A 16,331-nucleotide genomic window follows, 5' to 3' on the forward strand; every position below is an offset into this window, starting at 1 on the left:
TCTGAATTGCTGGGTCAAGCTCGGCAATGACCAAGTTTGGTTTCGGGAGGGACTTGCCATCTATCCCGCCCCCAGAATGAAATCCGCAGCCCGCTCTGCGATCATCGTCACCGGGGCGTGGGTGTTGCAGGAGGGGATGATCGGGATCACCGAGGCGTCGGCGACGCGCAGGCCGTCCATGCCGTGCACCTTCAGTTCCGCATCCACGACCGCCTCGGCATCCGCGCCCATCTTGGCGGTGCCGCAGGTGTGGAAGAAGGTCGAGCAGGCATTGCGGATGAAGTCGACCGTCTCGGCCCGGTTCAGTCGCCGCGTCGGCGCGGCATGGCCGGCGAAGAGGTCGGCGAAGGCTGCGGTGCCCGCGAGGTCCATGACGAAATCGACACCCGTAACCAGCGCGTCGAGATCCGCCTGTTCGACGAGATAGTTCGGCTGGATCTCGATCCTGCCCATCGGGCTCGCCTCGTGCAGGCGGAGATAGCCGATGCTCTTCGAACCCATCAGGCCCGGTGCGAGCGCGAAGACGTCGCCGGATAGATCGTGCGTATTGGCAATTTCGGGCACGGCGCTGCGGCTCTGGATGCAGAAGGCGTGCAGGTCCGGCGCCGGCAGATCGGCGCGGCTCTTCCAGTTCAGCATGCTGCCGCCGCCATTGTCGCGCGGTGCACCCATGGGAACCTTGGCGCGGAAATTGACCGCTCGGACCAGCGGATGGTCCTGCAGATTGCGGCCGACGCCGGGCAGGGCGAGATGCGTCGCGATGTCGAGGCGCTTCAATTCCTCCGGATCGCCGATGCCGGAGAGCATCATGAGACGCGGCGTATCGATCGCGCCGAGCGCCAGGATCACCTCGCCGTCTGCCCGCGTCTCGACGGGCACGCCGTCGACGAGATGCCTGACCGAGACGCAGCGCGATCCCTCGAAGCCGAGGCCGATCGCGAGCGATTGCGTGAGAATGGTCAGGTTCGCGCGGTTCTCCACCGGCCAGAGACAGCCGCGCGCGGCGCTCCAGCGCGTTCCCGACGCGATGTTGAAATTGGAGAGCGTCGCGCCCTCATTGGTCGCGCCATTCGGATCGTCGATCCGCGGCATGCCGAGTTCGACCGCGCCGTCGATCATGGCGCGGGCGACCGGATGGGGATCGCGGCTGCGCTCGATGCGCAAGGGGCCGCCGGCGCCGCGAAATTCGGTTTCGCCGTCTTCCCAATCCTCGCAGCGCTTGAAGTAAGGCAGGCAGTCGCGAAAGCTCCAGCCCTTCGCCCCGGCGGCGTCCCAGGCGTCATAGTCGCGCGGATGGCCGCGATACCACATCATCGCATTGATCGCGCTCGATCCACCGAGAACCTTGCCGCGCGGAATGCCGATCGTGCGGCCGTTCACATGTGCCGTCGGCGCATAATCATAGCCCCAGTCATAGGGGCCGCGCGTCAGGCTGACCCATTGGGTCGGGTCGGCGATCGAGGCCACGCCCCGATCGCTCGGGCCCGCCTCGATCAGCAGAACGGTGGCGCCGCCCGCCTCCGAAAGCCGGCGGGCAACGACCGCGCCGCCGGAGCCGCCGCCGATGACGACATAGTCATAGGCTGGCTTCAGATCGGCGGCGGATCGCGCGTAAGCCATCAATTATGCTCGCTCGGGCCCATGATGGTGATGCCTTCCGATGCCTCGACATGGCGCACGAAGATGTATTTGTCCTCACGCCCGTCCGAGTGCTTGCGCTTGATATCGGGCTGCACCGAGCCGGCGACCTTCGCCACCACGACATAGGGCACGTCGGCGGCGAGGCCCTTGGCGCAATGCTCGTCGAACTCCTCGATGGTCCGCGCCGTATAGGCGTAATCGACGCCGGCGCCGCGCGCGATCGCCGCGATGTCGACCCGTCCGAAGGCGGTATGCGTCGCCGGGCCGCCGATCGACTGGTACATTTCATTGTCCCAGACGACCACGAACAGGTTCTTCGGCTGTTCGTTTCCGAGCGTCGCCAGGATGCCGAGATTGAACATCATGCCGCCATCGGTATCGAGCGAGACGATGCGCCGGTGCGGCAGGCCGGCCGCAAGCCCGAAGGCCTGGGGCGTGACGCAGCCGAGCTGCTGCTGGAACAGGCTCGCCTCGCGCATATGCGGCGCCGCATTGTACCATTCGTCGACGCTGGCGCCGAGCGAGAGGATGACCAGCTCGTCCTTCAGCCGCGCGGCGAGCGCCTTCATACAGTCATAGCGTTTCATCGCACCACCTCGCCGCCGAGAGCGACCGCCGAATGATAATAGGCGGCGTAGGACCATTGATAAGCGTCGGTGATCGCGCGCTCGATCTTCTCTTCCTCGGTCACGACCCGGTAAGGAATGCGCAGCGCGTTCAGCACCGGCTCCATGGTGATGCCGTGCGGGATCGCCCACCAATTATTCTCGCCGAGTTCGCCGCGATAGCTCATCAGCATGACGACGGGGATGCCGGCGCCGAGGCCCATGCGAGCGAGCGGCTCGACCGAGGCGCGGAGGCCGGAATTCTCCATGATCAGCGCGGCGCGTTTTCCCGAGAGGAACACGCCGCCGCAGATCGCGGCGCCTTCGCCCTCATTCGTCACGCGGATGGTGCGGATATCGGGATCGGCATCGAGCGCCGGATAGAGTTCCTTGAACAGCGAATCCGGCAAATAGCAGACGATCGAAACGCCCGCCTTCTTCAGGCCGCGGATCACCGCGTCGACGGCGCTTTGTTTCATGGTGCGGCAGGTCTCGGTTTCATGATGCGGGAAGCCTCGCTCGGACTGTTCAGCGGGTGAGTTCGACGGCGGCACATCGGTAGAGGCCGACGCATTCATCGTGCAGGACGCCCTCGACGACATCGAGGTTCCAGCCGACCATCTCGGCGAAGCGCTCTGCCGTATAGTCCTTGAAGTTGAAGGCGAGGGTCGCGAGTTGCCTGATGTCGGCGTTGCGCGCGCCGAGCACCAGCGTGTCGATGCCCGCATTCAGCACGGCCCCGAGGCACATCGGACAGGGCTCGCAGGTCGAGTAGAAGATCGCCCCGGGAATGCGCCGCTGGCCGAGCTTGCGGGTGGCCATGCTGATCGCCAGCGTCTCGGAATGAGCCGTCGTATCCGACAGCGATACCTTCAGCGAGCGGCTGCGGACGATGATCTCGCCATCCTTCGCCACCACGGCGCCGAAGGGCTGTTCGCCCATCGCGGCGCCGGCCCTGGCCTCCTCGATGGCCACGGCCATGAATCTCTCGTGCTCGTTCGATGAAGCCGTCTCGCTCATGGATGTCCTCGCTGTCGGGAGACCATCGCAGGCGACAGGCGGTGCGGATAGTGGGAGATTGAGGAACCACCTGTTGCGCCGCGCGCAACACCGTCTCGTCAGGAGCTTCTGTCCGCGAAAGGGGGGCGGTGGGGCGGGGCGGCTTACTTCGCCTCGGTGGCGATCGCCTCGATCACCTTGACCAGCATGGTGGCGAGCACGGAGGCCGCCTCCGAAATCTCGCCCTTCGGCCGTGTGATCAGCATGAGCTTGCGTGGGCGCAGCTTCGGATCGCGCACCGGTACGAAGACCAACTCGCCACGCGCGATTTCGCGCTCGACGCCGACCCGTGTCTGGAGCGCGACGCCGAGGCCCCGCGTCGCGAGCTCCACCATCAGCTCGATCGAATTGGTCCGCGTCCGCTTCATGAAGCCGGTCACGGAGCCCTCGAGCGCTTCTTCCATGGAGAGGCCGAGCGTCAGGCTGCGATCGGAGAGGATGACGCGCTCGCCGGCGAGCTCGTAGAGGCGGAGCGTCTTCTGGCCGGCGAGGCGATGATCCGGCCGCACCAGCGCGCCGACGCCGAGTTCCACGCCCGTCAGGCGTTGCGCCGTGCGGGGGGCGCGCACGTCGAAGGCGACACCGATCTCGCAATCGCCATCGGCGACGGCGTTGAAGGCGGCCTGCGAATCCGCGATGCGGATATCGACCTCTATTTCGGGATAACGCTGCCAGAAATCGGCGAGCACAGCCGGCATCAGCCCGCGTGCGACGCTTTCCACGATGGCAATCCCGAAGCTGCCGCGCCTGAGGCCGCGTAATTCGCCGAGCTCGGTCACCGCGCGGCCAAGTTCGGAAACGCTGGCCTTGGCGCGGTAGAGCAGCAACTCGCCGGCGCTGGTGAGCTTCAGCCGCTGCCGTGCGCGTTCGAACAGCGGCGTGCCCAGCTCTTCCTCCAATTGCGTCAGCACGCGGCTGATCGAAGAGGGCGCGACGTTCAGCGTCCGCGCGGCCGCGCGGATCGAGCCGAGCCGGGCGACGAGCTGGAAATAGTGAATGCGGGGCGAGACAAGACCGAGCCGTTGCGGATCCATCATCGGCCTCAGGCGGCCCTTGCGGCGACGAGCGCCGCGAAGCGGCCCGGCGTCATGCCGAAGCGCGCCTTGAAATGGCGGGTCATGTGGCTCTGGTCGGCGAAACCGACGCGGGCCGCGATCGCCGAAAGCGGCTCGCCGGCGATGATGTGCAGCCGCGCGGCGGCGAGGCGGCGGCCGATGAGATAACGGTGCGGCGAGGTGCCTAAGGCGCGGCGGAAATGGCGGGCGATCTCGAACCGGTCGAGTTCGGCGATCCCTTCAAGGTCGGATGAAGCGATGGCGCGTTCATATTCGGCGTCGAGCAGGGCGCGCAGCCGCGCCATGCGCGCAACGGGCTCCGCCTGGGGCGCCATGAAGACCGGCGCATCACCACGGCGCAGCAGGATATCGGCGAGCGCTGCCACAAGCGCGTCGCGTGCGAGCGGGTCGAGCGGCTCGGGAAAGCCGTCAAAGGCGGCTTCCAGCACGGCGGCGAGCGCCTGGTCGCGCGCCACCACATCCGGCACGAAGGGCAGGGCGGTCGCGCCGCCGGCCGCGTCGCGGATCAGCCAGGGCTCGACATAGACCATGCGATAGAGAAAGCCGTCGGGCATGTCGGAATGGCCGTCATGCAACTCGTCGGGGTGCAGCACCATGCTTTCTCCGACATGGCTGACCCGCTCGTGCCCGCGATAGCGAAAGGCCTGCGCGCCGGCCATCGTCATGCCGATCGCATAGGTCTCGTGCCGGTGCGGGTCATAGGCATGGCCGGAGAACCGCGCAATGAGGCGCTGCACGCCCCCTTGCGGGGCATCCGTCGAGATGAAGTCGCGAGCCATGCTTTGCACAAACGTTCAAGACGCCCCAGGGTTGGCCAGACTAGCCTCTTCAGCATGATCTACACCACCAAGACCGCCATCATCATCCTGCACGACCTTCTCGCCTGGCAGAAGGTCAATATCACGGCCTTCCTGTCCGGCGGGCTCGTCCATGCCTTTCCCGGCATGATCGGCGAACCCTATGTGGACGGCAGCGGACGGCCCTATACCGCGCTGATCCGCGAGCCCATCTTCGTCTATGGCGCCGACGAGGCCACCATTCGCCGCACCTATGAGCGCGCCGTCTCCCGCGAACTGCGCTTCCCGATCTATACGCGCGAGCTTTTCGCCACCACGAACGACGCCGACAACCGCGCCAGCGTGGCCGCCACGCCCTCCGACGCGCTCGATCTCGTCGGCCTCGGCCTGCATGGCGAGCGCAAGATCGTCGACAAGGTCGTCAACGGGCTGAAACTGCTCGGTTGACGTCGGCGGAATATGGCGATTGTGCGGCGCAATATTGATCGACATCGCCATGTTGCTCTGCATCAAACGCATTCCAGCTATTCGATTTTTCGCAGTGCTCAAGCGCCGGGTCGTCTCGTACATTCCAATCAACAGAGCGGCGGACGAGTTGGACGCCACGACGACGAGATACGAAGGACTACGACGATGGCTAACGGCCTCATCGCTTCTTACCGGAACTGGCTTAAGTTTCGCGAGACCTACAACGAGCTGAACCGGCTTTCGAACCGCGAGCTCGACGATCTGGGCATTCGCCGTGGCGATATCTCGCGCGTTGCCAAGCAGGCCGTTGCCTACTGAGTTTAAAGAATTCGCCGGAAACGAACCTCCTCCCTCGTTTCCCGCGATCTGGCGCAAAGCGAACCTCCTCCCTCGCTGAGCGCCCCTTAAAGAAACGCCCGTCGACCTCCTCCCCGACGGGCGTTTTCTTTTGTCTGGATTCCGGCGCTATCGACGCCGAAGCGGCCGCAATCGGGCCGATGGCCCTCAGTCGAGGGTGGCGAGGGTGAGCTTCGACGATTTGAGCAACGGCGCCACAGCCTCGCGCAGTGACGGCATGCGCGGGTTCTTCTCGTGCTCCGTGAAGGCAGGCTCGCTCGCATAGAGCTCGGTCAGCATCAGCTTGTTGGCGATCGGCGTGCCATTGCGCTGGATCGGCTTGATCACCTCGAAGCGCAGGCAGCCCGGCTCCTCGGCGAGCGTCAGCCGCGCATGTTCGTTGATCAGGGCGGTGAGCGCCTCTTCCTTTCCTTCAACGATCTCGTAGTCGACGATGACGGCAATCTTGGGCATGGGATTCCTCTCTTGTGACGGGCCGAACCTAGAACATCACGAGTATCGGTGGAAACCGCCTTTGCGTCGCCAGGGGCGATCCGAGGGGCTTCAGCCCTTCCTGCCGGCCACATAGGCGCCAAGCCCGGCCGTCAGATGGTCGAAGACCAGGCGAACGCGGCGGGTCGACGCGATGTCCTCGTGCATGGCGAGCCAGCAATCGAGATCGAAGCTGAATTCACCCGGCAGGATGTGGACGAGGTTCGGGTCGCGCCGCGCGACATGAACCTGGCAGACGCCGATGCCATAGCCCGCGCGAATCGCGGCGAGTTGCATGACGTCGCTGTCGGTGCGAAGCGCGAACATCTCGCGTTCCAGCGAAAGGCCGAGGGCCTGCAGCAGCTGGACCGACATGGTCTCGTGGTCGTAGCCGATGATCGAATGCCCCGCGAGGTCCCGCAGCGACGAGGGCATGCCGGCGCGTTCGAGATAGCGCCGGTGGGCATGCAGGCCGATCTCGATGGTGCCGATCCGCCGCGCGACCAGTGCGGCCTGGGTGGGGCGAACCATGCGCACGGCAATGTCGGCCGTGCGGCGCAACAGATCCTCGTTCCGGTTCGAAGCGAGCACCTCGATGGCGATGCGCGGATGCGCCTCGCGAAATGCCGTCAGGATCGGCGGCAGCACCTCGATCGCGACGACCTCGCTGGCGGTCAGCCGCACGGAGCCACGATCCTCGCTCGCCTCGCCCGATGCCGCGCGAATGAGCGCGTCGGCGGCGCCGGCCATCGCCTCGGCATAGGGTCGGAGTTCAATCGCGGCTTCAGTCGGCGTAAGGCCCGCCTGCGACCGCGTGAACAATGCGACGCCGAGATCCTGCTCCAACTCGCTGATGTGGCGCCCGAGCGTCGGCTGCGTCAGGCGAAGGCGGCGCGCCGCAGCCGAGAGGCTGCCCTCGGTCAGCACGGCGAGAAACGAGCGGAAATGATCCCAGGAGCCAGCCATCCATAGATATATGTATGGTTACTATCCGAAGTTCAACAATTTCAAAGGACGCCCGGCGGCGTCATCTTCTCCTTATCGAAATCGAGGAGAGACATCATGACGGCGAACACGATCGCGCTGGTTGTCGGCGCAACGGGTGGTATCGGTGGCGAGGTCGCGCGCGTTCTTATCGCCCGGGGTTGGCAGGTCCGTGGCCTGAGCCGCGACCCGGCGCGGGCGGCGGCCGGCAATGCCGGAATCGGCATCGAGTGGGTCAAGGGCGATGCGATGAACACGGCCGATGTGGTTGCCGCCGCGCGCGGCGCGAACCTCGTGGTCCATGGCGCCAATCCTCCCGGCTACCAGAACTGGGCGAGCCTCGCCCTGCCGATGCTGGAAAGCAGCATTGCGGCGGCGAAGGCGGCCGGCGCGCGGATCCTCTTCCCGGGCACGGTCTACAATTACGGCCCGGATGTCCGCCCGCTGGTGACAGAGACCTCGGCGCAGAACCCGACGACGCGCAAGGGCAAGATCCGCGTTGCCATGGAACAGAGGCTGCAGCGCGCGGCCGCCGAGGGCACGCCGGTGATCATCGTGCGGGCTGGCGATTTCTTCGGGCCGCGCGTCGGCAATAGCTGGTTCTCGCAGGCGATCGTCAAGGCGGGGCGGCCGATCACCTCGATCGCCTATCCCGGCGTTCCCCATATCGGTCATGACTGGGCCTATTTGCCGGATCTGGCCGAGACCATGGTCCGCGTGGTCGAGCGCGCCGACGAACTGCCCGCCTTTGCGGGCTTCAACTTCCGCGGACATTTCTTCGAGCGCGGCATCGAGATCGCCGAGGCGGTCCGCGACGTGGTTGGCAAGGCCGACATGCCGATCAAGCCGTTCGCCTGGTGGATCTTCTATGCCGGCGCGCCCTTTGTCGGCTTCTTCCGCGAGGTTCTGGAGATGCGCTATCTCTGGACCGAGCGGCTGGAGCTCGACAACAGCAAGCTGGTCGCCTTCCTCGGCGAGGAGCCGCACACCCCGCTCGATCAGGCGCTGCGCGATACGCTGAAGGCGCTGGGCTGTCTGCCGGGCGAACGCGCGCCGGCGCTAAAGCCCGCTGCCAGCGTGCTGTAGGGCGCGGATACGTTCCGCCAGGCTGACCGTCGTGGCCTCGCCTGCCGGCGGCTCGTCATCGGAGCCTTTGGACGTCGAGGCGTCGGTCACGAGGCGCGGCAGGCTGGGCGGGCTGGCGAGACGGGCAACGGCGGCGCCGATCTCGATCAGCTTGCCGCGCAGCAGCGCCGTCTCGGCGTCCGAAAGCGTCGCTTCGGCAGCCTTGCGCTCGGCAGCCTCGGCTTCCAGCCTTTCGTTCCGCGCCTCGAGCTGGGAGAGGCGGGCCTCCATCTCGGCCTTGTCTTCCTTGATGGCGAGGATGCTCATGCCGGTCGCCTCCGCCTCGACCAGCCGCAGCGAAAGCTCGTCGATGCGGTTGCGCGCCGTCTGCAATTCGTCGCGCACGCCCTCGATTTCGCTGTCGCGGGCGGCGAGCTGCGCCAGCGCCGCAACGTGCTTCGCCTCGATATCGGCCGCGCGGTCGATGCTCTCCTCGGCCTTGCGCCGCTCCATGGCGAGGCCGGCGCGGATTTCCGACATTTCGGTTTCAAGGCCGGCGCGCGCCACCGCACCGACGGTCGAGGTGGTCTTCACCGCTGCGACGGCGTCGCGCAGATTGTCGAGCTCGGTATCGCGGGCGACGATTTCGAGCCGCTGCGTCTCGCGCTCGGCCACCATCTTTTCGATCGTCTCGCCGGCTTCCGTGAGCTTCGCCTCGATCTCGGCAACGCGGCGCTCGGCCTGGGCGAACTGATCCTTGGCCTTGGCAACGGCGGCATCGCGCGCCACGACGGTCTGCAGCAGCTCGTCGCGCTGCTTCTCCAGCGCAATCATGTCCTCGGCCGACATCGAGCCCTCGGCCGTCAGATGGGTGATGATCTCGCGCTTGCGGTTGATCTCGATCAGCTGCTCGGCGACCTGCTCCTCGAGCCGCTCGATCTTGACGGCCATCTGGCGCACCGAGACGGCGAAGGACGCGCGGATATGGTCCTTCTCGGCCTGGATCTCGGCATGGGTCATCGGCAGGGTCTGCTCGATCGCGCGGTGGTTCAGCCGCACGGCGCGCCGCCAGAAGGGGGGAGCGAAGATGAGCACGGCGAGGGCGGCCGACAAAAAGCCGAGCGCATAATACATCACCGCTTCAATCACACCCGTTCCTCCTGAAACCCAGCCTCCTGAAGCCATGACCCGTCCGGATCATGGCGTCTGGTGCCGATCCCGGCCTGTTCCGGCCCGCCTGCGCGCCCTGTTTTCGGCGGATAGCGGCCAGAAGCCCAATCTCGCATGATTTCGACGAAATGACACCTGCGGCGCGGCCCGGACCGGCATCCTTGCGGCCGCAGCTGGCAGCTTGCCGGATCAGAATGGATTCCACGTCCGCCGGTCGGTGAACTTCAGATAACCGACATTGAATCCGAGCCGCGCGCCGACGCCGGAGACGATCGGAACGACATAGACATTGTTGCGGGACAGCACCGTCATGCCGAAGCCGGCGACGAGATAGGCCGAGCCGTTGATTCCGACGAAACGGTCATAGATCGCGCTGACCGAAGGGAGATTATAGACCAGCATCATGACGCGCGAGCCGTCGCCGCCGAAATCCCATCCGATGGACGGCCCCTGGAAAAAGACCGCATGCTGGCCGGCATTTTTGGTGTAGAGCGTGCCGTCGCCATAGCGCACGCCGGCAATGATCGCGCCGCTGCCCTGCTGGCCGAGAATATAGCCGTTCGGCAGGCCATATTGCGCAACCGCATGTTCGACGACCGAGGCGAGCCCGCCCGAGACCTCGCCGAAGAAATTGCTGCCGGCACGGACGATCTCGTCGGACGAATAGTTCTCCGAGCCCGGGGCCTGCTGCGCGCGGGCCGGCGTGGTCACGACGATCAGCGGCGCCACCAGCGCCATCAGCGCGACCAGGAGCGGAAGTCGAAGGCGGGAGAGCATGTCGATCGTTTCCTTCGGGTTCGTCGTTGCAGCTTCGGCGTCGCGGAGGCCGCGACAGACCGGCGCGACGAATCGACCGTGACAATGTACGGCAAAAACGGCGCGATCACGGCGTTTGGCGTTGGCGCACGGCCACCAAGGTTGGCAGATCGGGGATGCCGGTGTATCCCCGATGCGCCCTCGATCAGGGCGATTCGTGCTGTGTGGACGGGGAAGCCTCATGACGGACGCTGTCGAACTCGAAGCGCTGGACCTGGCGGCGCTGCTTTGCAGCCGTGTCTGCCACGACATCATCTCCCCCGTTGGCGCAATCAATAACGGCCTCGAGGTTCTCGACGAGGAGAACAATGAGGAGATGAAGGCCTTCGCCTTCGACCTGATCCGCAAGAGCGCGCGCCAGGCGTCGGCCAAGCTGCAATTCGCGCGGCTTGCTTTCGGCGCTGCCGGATCGGCCGGCGCCGAGATCGACCTCGGCGATGCCGAGAAGGTCGCGCGCGGCTGGATGGATGGCGAGAAGGCGGAGTTTTCCTGGACCGCGCCCCGCGCGCTGATGGCCAAGAACCGCGTCAAGCTGCTGCTCAATCTCGTGCTGCTGGCGACATCCGCCGTGCCGCGCGGCGGCTCGATCAGGGTTTCCGTCGAGGGCGATCCGTCCGCGCCGGATTTCACGCTGCATTGCTCGGGCCCCAGCGCCCGCATTCCCGGCGCCTTCGAAAAGCTCGTGCCCGGCCATCTGGTCGATGTGCATGTGGATGCCCACGCCGTACAGCCCTATTATGCCGGGCTGCTCGCACGCTCCTGCGGCATGGACGTCGCGGCCGTCCTCGACGGCACGGACGTGATCATCACCGCGAAGAGCGCAAAGGCGGCCTGATCCGCCGCCACAGCCGCTCGGTCGTCAGGCCCGTTCGATCGCGAGCGGAAGACAGGCTCTGCATTTTGTCGGATGAGTGCCGTCGCGTATCGGCTTCGATGGGCTGGCTTCGCCGGCCAGTCGCCGCCATGCGGACGTGATCCGCCCGTCCTCGCACCGTATTGCGACGGCGGAAGCCGCCTCCGGGCCGCACTTGAGGCTGCGCCCTGGCAGGCGGGGAGGCGAGGGACGGCGGCGCGTCGAAAATCCGGACAAACAAAAACCCCGCCGAAGCGGGGCTTTTTCGATGGTGCCGTTCGACGGGCTTATGCCGTGGCGCGCATATCCGCGTCGTCCGGCTCGCGCAGCACATAGCCGCGGCCCCAGACCGTCTCGATGTAGTTATGGCCGTTCGTCGCCGTCGCCAGCTTCTTGCGCAGCTTGCAGATGAAGACGTCGATGATCTTCAGTTCGGGCTCGTCCATGCCGCCATAGAGATGGTTCAGGAACATCTCCTTGGTCAGCGTGGTGCCCTTGCGGAGCGAGAGCAGCTCCAGCATCTGGTATTCCTTGCCCGTCAGATGCACGCGGCTGCCATTCACCTCGACCGTCTTGGTGTCGAGATTGACCGTGAGGTCGCCCGTATTGATGACGGACTGGGCATGACCCTTCGACCGGCGCACGATCGCATGGATGCGGGCGACCAGCTCGTCCTTGTGGAACGGCTTGGTCATGTAGTCGTCGGCGCCGAAGCCGAGACCGCGAACCTTGTCCTCGATGCCGGCGAGGCCGGAGAGGATCAGGATCGGCGTCTTCACCTTCGACACGCGCAGCGCCCGCAGGACCTCGTAGCCGGACATGTCCGGCAGGTTCAGGTCGAGCAGGATGATGTCGTAATCATAGAGTTTGCCGAGATCGACGCCCTCTTCGCCGAGATCCGTCGTGTAGACGTTGAAGTTCTCGGATTTGAGCATCAACTCGATGCTCTGCGCCGTGGCGCTGTCGTCTTCGATCAGCAGAACTCGCATACCAATCCCCTCAAATGTCTATCCTGGGCTTGGCGCATCCGGCCTTCGCGAACCGGCGCTTGGGAAACGGCTCACCCCGACTCGAAAGCTAACGAATAATGGTTAACAAATTCTGATTCGCCCTCACAAGAGGCCGGAGCAAATTGTTTGGAATTTGCCCGATCGCCTTGAAAAATCGAACGATTTGGCGCGACCCGCGCTTCACCGTCCAATTGAGCGAAATCCGGTAACCAATTCGTCGGATTCACGGAATTAGGATGAGGAACCACCAGACGAGGTTTACCCGGCCTTAAGCCCTCCTACGCCATGATTAACGCGACACGTAAACGAAAGGTTAGCGCCGGCCGTCGATCTTAATAAACGGGCAAGCGTCGGGGCGGTGGACGGCGCAGGGATCGGGCTTTCCGCGCCCTCTTTGCGGCACCACGCCGCTGTGGATAGTCCGATGGCGCGAACGGGACGAATGCGTGACGGCCGGCGGGGGCCGACCGGGGTAAGGGAGTAACGAGTATGAAGTCGCGTGACAGCCTCATCAGGCTGAAGCGGTTCCAGGTCGAAGAGAAGCGCCGTCAGGTCAGCCAGATCGAGATGATGATCGCCGAGTTCGAGCGCATGGCCCGCGATCTCGATGACCAGATCGTCATCGAGCAGGATCGGAGCGGCATCCACGATACCGCCCATTTCGCCTATCCGACCTTCGCCCGAGCCGCCATGCAGCGTCGCGACAATCTCCGCGCTTCGGCGCTCGAGCTCGAGGGGCAGCGCAATGCGGCGCAGGAGGATCTGAACCTCTCGCTCGAGGAACTGCAGAAATACGAGGCCCTGGCCGAGCGCGATACGGAGCGAGGACAGATCGAAGGCGAGGCGGTCGAGCCACCGCCCGCCCATGGCCGCCGCGGCGGACGCAGCGCCGTCGGCGGCGAACGCCGTTCCTGGTAGCCGTCAGCCGGCCTGCTTCGGCTCGATCAGGGCGACATGGCGCCCGGCGGTTGGCGGCAGCAGGCCGAGCAGCCGCGGATCCTCCGATACCTCGATCGCGAATTTGAACGGCTGAAAGCCGTGCTTGCGATAAAAATGGATGGCGGCCGGATCGTCGAAGGTGCAGGTGTGCAGCCAGACGCGCCGCGTATCGCCGCGCCATGCGCTTTCAAGCGCGCTCGCCATCAGCACGCTGCCGGCGCCTGAGCCCCTGGCTTCCGGCACGACGCCGAACATGCCGATCTCGACATTGCCCGCTTCGGGCTTCGCCCGGCGCAGTTCGGCCAAGCCGATCGGTGCGCCGTCGCGCTCGAGGAAATAGACCTCGGTATTCGGGTCCTCCAGCATGGCGCGCAATGTCTCATCCGGCATGCGGATGCGCGAAAACCAGAGCCAGTCATGGCCGATCCGGCGATAAAGCGCGCGATATTCATCGAGCGTCGGGCTCATGATGCGCCGGACCGACAATTCCGGCGCCGGCCGCGCCGGCCGGATCGTCGGGCTGGGCATCTCGAGATAGGTGACGACATTCGCGATCAGCCCCGGCGGCAGGTCGGTATATCCGTCGAGATCGAGCGGGATCGAGGCCATCATTCCACCGCCTGGTCGAGGATGAAGCGCGCGGCCGCGAAAAGCGTCGGGCGGACTTTTTCGCGCGCGCAGAAGACGAGCAGCAGCGGCTCGTTCTCCATGAAATATTCAAGCACGCCGGCCAGGAAGCCGGGATCGCCGGCCGCGGTTCGGATCGTGTCGGGGCCGAGCCCGGCCAGCGCAAGAAAGCGTCCGAGTTCCTCCGGCTCGCCGGCGAGGAAGGCGAGCGCCCTGATCGCCAGTTGCTCCGCCGCCTCGCGGTCCAACGGTCTTTCCCTGTCCCGGATCATCATTTCCCTTTCCGAAACGAATCTTGGCTAGATTGCCCCTCGAATACCACCATGCGGCCGGAGAAAAACCCCGGCCGCGACCGAGCGAGTGCAGGGCGAATGGCCAAGACCGTTCTCGTCGTGGAAGACAACGAGCTCAACATGAAGCTCTTCCACGATCTCCTGGAAGCGCATGGCTACAACATCATCCAGACCCGCAATGGCCTGGAAGCGCTCGATCTCGCCCGTCGCCATCATCCCGATCTTATCCTGATGGACATCCAGCTGCCCGAAGTTTCGGGGCTGGAGGTGACCAAATGGATCAAGGAGGACGACACGCTGAAGGCGATCCCGATCATCGCCGTCACCGCCTTTGCCATGAAGGGCGATGAGGAGCGCATCCGCCAAGGGGGTTGCGAGGCCTATCTCTCCAAGCCAATCTCGGTTGCGAAGTTCATCGAAACCGTGAAGGCCTATCTCGGAGAGGCATGATGACCGCCCGCGTGCTGGTGGTTGATGACGTGGCGAGCAATGTTCGTCTGCTCGAAGCGCGACTATCGGCGGAATATTTCGAAGTCGTGACGGCCATGAGTGGTCCGGAGGCGCTGGAAATCTGCGCCCGCGGCCAATGCGATCTCGTGCTCCTCGATGTCATGATGCCCGGCATGGACGGGTTCGAGGTCTGCCGGCGCCTGAAGCGCAATCCGGCGACCGCGCAATTGCCCGTCATCATGGTGACGGCGCTCGATCAGCCATCGGACCGCGTCGCAGGTCTGGAGGCCGGCGCCGACGACTTCCTGACCAAGCCGATCAACGAACTCGCCCTGATGACGCGGGTCCGCAGCCTCGCGCGGCTGCGCGCGCTCACCAACCAGCTGATGCTGCGCGCCTCGGCCGCGCGACAGCTCGGCCTCGATGCGCCGACGGATGGGCCGGCCCCCTCCGGCGACAGTGGCCGCATCCTGCTGGTCGAGGACAATGAACCGGTTCGCCGCCGCATGATCGAGACGCTTTCGGCCCATTACCAGGTCGATGTCGAGACCGATCCGCGCGAGGCGCTGTTTCGTGCGGCCGAGGGCGTGCATGATCTGGCGATGATCAGCCTCGATCTCGCCGGCTCCGATGGATTGCGGCTCTGCGCGCGGATCCGCTCCGCCGAGACCGTGCGGGCCATGCCGATCCTGGTGCTGGCGGGGCCGGGTGACAACAAGCGGATCCTGCGCGGCCTCGATTTCGGCATCAACGACTATCTGATGCGCCCGATCGATCGCAACGAGATGCTGGCGCGGGTGCGCACCCAGATCCGTCGCCATCGCTATGCCGAGCGATTGCGCGAGAACCTGCAGCTCACCATGGCCATGGCCATCACCGACGGTCTCACGGGCCTGCATAACCGCCGCTATCTCGAGCGGCACCTCTCCGGGCTGGTCCGCCAGTCGACCGATGACGACAAGCCGCTCAGCCTGCTGCTTCTCGACATCGATTTCTTCAAGTCCGTCAACGATACGTTCGGACACGATGCCGGCGATGACGTGCTGCGCGAATTTTCGCGGCGCATCCGCAAGACCGTTCGCGCGGTGGATCTCGTCTGCCGCTTCGGCGGCGAGGAATTCGTTGTGGTGATGCCGGATACCGATCCGGGCGATGCGGCGCTGGTTGGTGAACGCATCCGCAATCGCATCGCCCACCCGCCCTTCCTCATCGAGGGAGGGGAGGAGACCTTGTCCATGACGGTCTCGATCGGGCTCGCAAGCCGGGTCGGCCAGGACGATACGCCTGAGCAGATGCTGCGGCGCGCCGATGAGGCGCTCTATCGCGCCAAGCGCGAAGGCCGCAATCGCGTCGCGCCGGCGGCCTGATCGCACCTCGGACGGGGTGCCGTCACCTTCTGGGGTGGCGTCGATCGGACGATTTCATCGAGCCGGCGAAATTCTTTTCGGCAATTTGCACGGGGCGTTGGGGCTTGGCCGCGGTTGTTGGCGGCTTGGGCGGTTTCGGGCTGTGGATTTCCGATTTGGGGATTTTGGCAGGATTGCTGTTGTTTTGAGCTGTGTGGCGCGAGATTATCCACAGGGTGTCATGAAGAATTGGCAAAATGGGGTTGGGGTTATGATTTGGTCGTTGACAGATTGGGGTGTTGGG

At 65.2% G+C, this 16,331-nt stretch carries 21 protein-coding genes; 7 read left to right on the plus strand and 14 right to left on the minus strand.

Going from position 1 to position 16,331, the window contains the following annotated elements; all coding sequences use genetic code 11:
• Positions 1-60 precede the first annotated feature (60 nt).
• The 6 genes from QO014_RS16960 to QO014_RS16985 form a co-directional block, all read right to left on the minus strand.
• Entirely contained in the window at positions 61-1,620 is a 1,560-nt protein-coding gene (locus QO014_RS16960) for a GMC family oxidoreductase (protein WP_266349892.1), read from the minus strand.
• Positions 1,620-2,228, minus strand: a complete 609-nt coding sequence (locus QO014_RS16965; protein WP_266349893.1) for a thiamine pyrophosphate-dependent enzyme — start codon at positions 2,226-2,228, stop codon at positions 1,620-1,622. The genes QO014_RS16960 and QO014_RS16965 overlap by 1 nt, the downstream gene beginning before the upstream one ends.
• Positions 2,225-2,725 (minus strand): thiamine pyrophosphate-binding protein, encoded by a 501-nt coding sequence (locus tag QO014_RS16970; protein ID WP_266349894.1) that lies wholly within the window; start codon positions 2,723-2,725, stop codon positions 2,225-2,227. The genes QO014_RS16965 and QO014_RS16970 overlap by 4 nt, the downstream gene beginning before the upstream one ends.
• A gap of 49 nt (positions 2,726-2,774) precedes the next feature.
• Positions 2,775-3,266 carry a nucleoside deaminase gene (locus QO014_RS16975; protein ID WP_266349895.1) on the minus strand — a complete coding sequence of 164 codons (492 nt, stop codon included), beginning with the start codon at positions 3,264-3,266 and terminating at the stop codon, positions 2,775-2,777.
• Between the two features lie 143 nt (positions 3,267-3,409).
• Positions 3,410-4,342, minus strand: coding sequence for a LysR family transcriptional regulator (locus tag QO014_RS16980; RefSeq protein ID WP_266349896.1), 933 nt, complete (start codon positions 4,340-4,342; stop codon positions 3,410-3,412).
• Positions 4,343-4,347: 5 nt separating this feature from the next.
• The gene (locus QO014_RS16985; RefSeq protein WP_266349897.1) at positions 4,348-5,160 is read right to left on the minus strand and encodes an AraC family transcriptional regulator; all 813 of its coding nucleotides are present in this window, start codon (positions 5,158-5,160) and stop codon (positions 4,348-4,350) included.
• 54 nt (positions 5,161-5,214) lie between these two features.
• Here QO014_RS16985 and QO014_RS16990 point away from each other — a divergent pair, with 54 nt between their 5' ends.
• Entirely contained in the window at positions 5,215-5,625 is a 411-nt protein-coding gene (locus QO014_RS16990) for a DUF2000 domain-containing protein (protein WP_266349898.1), read from the plus strand.
• Positions 5,626-5,811: 186 nt separating this feature from the next.
• Positions 5,812-5,964: a DUF1127 domain-containing protein gene (locus QO014_RS16995; protein ID WP_266349899.1), complete on the plus strand. Its 153-nt coding sequence runs from the start codon at positions 5,812-5,814 to the stop codon at positions 5,962-5,964.
• A 186-nt stretch (positions 5,965-6,150) separates the two neighbouring features.
• On the opposite strand, the gene QO014_RS17000 is transcribed toward QO014_RS16995, so the two are convergent.
• Both QO014_RS17000 and QO014_RS17005 read right to left on the minus strand, forming a co-directional pair.
• A complete protein-coding gene (locus QO014_RS17000; protein WP_266349900.1) occupies positions 6,151-6,456 on the minus strand; it encodes a putative quinol monooxygenase in 306 nt (101 codons plus the stop codon).
• A 90-nt stretch (positions 6,457-6,546) separates the two neighbouring features.
• Positions 6,547-7,440 (minus strand): LysR family transcriptional regulator, encoded by an 894-nt coding sequence (locus QO014_RS17005; protein WP_266349901.1) that lies wholly within the window; start codon positions 7,438-7,440, stop codon positions 6,547-6,549.
• Positions 7,441-7,536: 96 nt separating this feature from the next.
• On the opposite strand from QO014_RS17005, the gene QO014_RS17010 reads away from it, so the two are divergent.
• Complete coding sequence (locus QO014_RS17010; protein WP_266349902.1) at positions 7,537-8,544, plus strand: NAD-dependent epimerase/dehydratase family protein; 1,008 nt, start codon at positions 7,537-7,539, stop codon at positions 8,542-8,544.
• Here the strand turns inward: QO014_RS17010 and QO014_RS17015 are convergent.
• The gene (locus QO014_RS17015; RefSeq protein ID WP_266349903.1) at positions 8,518-9,672 is read right to left on the minus strand and encodes a coiled-coil domain-containing protein; all 1,155 of its coding nucleotides are present in this window, start codon (positions 9,670-9,672) and stop codon (positions 8,518-8,520) included. The genes QO014_RS17010 and QO014_RS17015 overlap by 27 nt on opposite strands.
• 210 nt (positions 9,673-9,882) lie before the next feature.
• Entirely contained in the window at positions 9,883-10,470 is a 588-nt protein-coding gene (locus tag QO014_RS17020; RefSeq protein WP_370877158.1) for a DUF1134 domain-containing protein, read from the minus strand.
• 220 nt (positions 10,471-10,690) lie between these two features.
• On the opposite strand from QO014_RS17020, the gene chpT reads away from it, so the two are divergent.
• Positions 10,691-11,344, plus strand: a complete 654-nt coding sequence (gene chpT, locus QO014_RS17025) for a histidine phosphotransferase ChpT (protein ID WP_266349904.1) — start codon at positions 10,691-10,693, stop codon at positions 11,342-11,344.
• A gap of 305 nt (positions 11,345-11,649) precedes the next feature.
• Here the strand turns inward: chpT and ctrA are convergent, their stop codons facing one another.
• Positions 11,650-12,351, minus strand: coding sequence for a response regulator transcription factor CtrA (gene ctrA / locus QO014_RS17030; protein WP_266349905.1), 702 nt, complete (start codon positions 12,349-12,351; stop codon positions 11,650-11,652).
• Between the two features lie 510 nt (positions 12,352-12,861).
• Between ctrA and QO014_RS17035 the strand changes: the two genes are divergently transcribed.
• Positions 12,862-13,290 carry a flagellar export protein FliJ gene (locus tag QO014_RS17035; protein ID WP_266349906.1) on the plus strand — a complete coding sequence of 143 codons (429 nt, stop codon included), beginning with the start codon at positions 12,862-12,864 and terminating at the stop codon, positions 13,288-13,290.
• A 3-nt stretch (positions 13,291-13,293) separates the two neighbouring features.
• Here the strand turns inward: QO014_RS17035 and QO014_RS17040 are convergent, their stop codons facing one another.
• Both QO014_RS17040 and QO014_RS17045 read right to left on the minus strand, forming a co-directional pair.
• Positions 13,294-13,923: a GNAT family N-acetyltransferase gene (locus tag QO014_RS17040; protein WP_266349907.1), complete on the minus strand. Its 630-nt coding sequence runs from the start codon at positions 13,921-13,923 to the stop codon at positions 13,294-13,296.
• On the minus strand, positions 13,920-14,210 hold the full coding sequence (locus QO014_RS17045) for a DUF3572 domain-containing protein (protein ID WP_370877164.1): 291 nt from the start codon (positions 14,208-14,210) through the stop codon (positions 13,920-13,922). Before QO014_RS17045 ends, QO014_RS17040 begins: the two co-directional genes overlap by 4 nt.
• Positions 14,211-14,309: 99 nt before the next feature.
• On the opposite strand from QO014_RS17045, the gene QO014_RS17050 reads away from it, so the two are divergent.
• A complete protein-coding gene (locus QO014_RS17050) occupies positions 14,310-14,681 on the plus strand; it encodes a response regulator (protein ID WP_266349909.1) in 372 nt (123 codons plus the stop codon).
• The gene (locus QO014_RS17055; protein ID WP_266349948.1) at positions 14,681-16,048 is read left to right on the plus strand and encodes a PleD family two-component system response regulator; all 1,368 of its coding nucleotides are present in this window, start codon (positions 14,681-14,683) and stop codon (positions 16,046-16,048) included. The genes QO014_RS17050 and QO014_RS17055 overlap by 1 nt, the downstream gene beginning before the upstream one ends.
• 22 nt (positions 16,049-16,070) lie before the next feature.
• On the opposite strand, the gene QO014_RS17060 is transcribed toward QO014_RS17055, so the two are convergent.
• Positions 16,071-16,331: hypothetical protein (locus QO014_RS17060; protein WP_266349910.1), on the minus strand; the 261-nt coding region annotated here is incomplete at its 5' end.

It is taken from the genome of Kaistia dalseonensis, from assembly GCF_030814715.1.
In the GTDB taxonomy this organism is placed as follows: domain Bacteria; phylum Pseudomonadota; class Alphaproteobacteria; order Rhizobiales; family Kaistiaceae; genus Kaistia; species Kaistia dalseonensis.

Bases quoted from the DNA above. Each gene is read 5' to 3' on its own strand.
- QO014_RS17050 (WP_266349909.1), top strand. From the start codon at position 14,310: ATGGCCAAGACCGTTCTCGTCGTGGAAGACAACGAGCTCAACATGAAG.
- QO014_RS17055 (WP_266349948.1), top strand. From the start codon at position 14,681: ATGACCGCCCGCGTGCTGGTGGTTGATGACGTGGCGAGCAATGTTCGT.
- ctrA (WP_266349905.1), bottom strand. From the start codon at position 12,351: ATGCGAGTTCTGCTGATCGAAGACGACAGCGCCACGGCGCAGAGCATC.
- QO014_RS16995 (WP_266349899.1), top strand. From the start codon at position 5,812: ATGGCTAACGGCCTCATCGCTTCTTACCGGAACTGGCTTAAGTTTCGC.
- QO014_RS16980 (WP_266349896.1), bottom strand. From the start codon at position 4,342: ATGATGGATCCGCAACGGCTCGGTCTTGTCTCGCCCCGCATTCACTAT.
- QO014_RS16970 (WP_266349894.1), bottom strand. From the start codon at position 2,725: ATGAAACAAAGCGCCGTCGACGCGGTGATCCGCGGCCTGAAGAAGGCG.
- QO014_RS17040 (WP_266349907.1), bottom strand. From the start codon at position 13,923: ATGATGGCCTCGATCCCGCTCGATCTCGACGGATATACCGACCTGCCG.
- QO014_RS17000 (WP_266349900.1), bottom strand. From the start codon at position 6,456: ATGCCCAAGATTGCCGTCATCGTCGACTACGAGATCGTTGAAGGAAAG.
- QO014_RS16965 (WP_266349893.1), bottom strand. From the start codon at position 2,228: ATGAAACGCTATGACTGTATGAAGGCGCTCGCCGCGCGGCTGAAGGAC.
- QO014_RS17035 (WP_266349906.1), top strand. From the start codon at position 12,862: ATGAAGTCGCGTGACAGCCTCATCAGGCTGAAGCGGTTCCAGGTCGAA.
- QO014_RS17020 (WP_370877158.1), bottom strand. From the start codon at position 10,470: ATGCTCTCCCGCCTTCGACTTCCGCTCCTGGTCGCGCTGATGGCGCTG.
- QO014_RS17045 (WP_370877164.1), bottom strand. From the start codon at position 14,210: ATGATCCGGGACAGGGAAAGACCGTTGGACCGCGAGGCGGCGGAGCAA.
- QO014_RS16985 (WP_266349897.1), bottom strand. From the start codon at position 5,160: ATGGCTCGCGACTTCATCTCGACGGATGCCCCGCAAGGGGGCGTGCAG.
- QO014_RS16975 (WP_266349895.1), bottom strand. From the start codon at position 3,266: ATGAGCGAGACGGCTTCATCGAACGAGCACGAGAGATTCATGGCCGTG.
- QO014_RS16990 (WP_266349898.1), top strand. From the start codon at position 5,215: ATGATCTACACCACCAAGACCGCCATCATCATCCTGCACGACCTTCTC.
- QO014_RS17005 (WP_266349901.1), bottom strand. From the start codon at position 7,440: ATGGCTGGCTCCTGGGATCATTTCCGCTCGTTTCTCGCCGTGCTGACC.
- QO014_RS16960 (WP_266349892.1), bottom strand. From the start codon at position 1,620: ATGGCTTACGCGCGATCCGCCGCCGATCTGAAGCCAGCCTATGACTAT.
- chpT (WP_266349904.1), top strand. From the start codon at position 10,691: ATGACGGACGCTGTCGAACTCGAAGCGCTGGACCTGGCGGCGCTGCTT.
- QO014_RS17010 (WP_266349902.1), top strand. From the start codon at position 7,537: ATGACGGCGAACACGATCGCGCTGGTTGTCGGCGCAACGGGTGGTATC.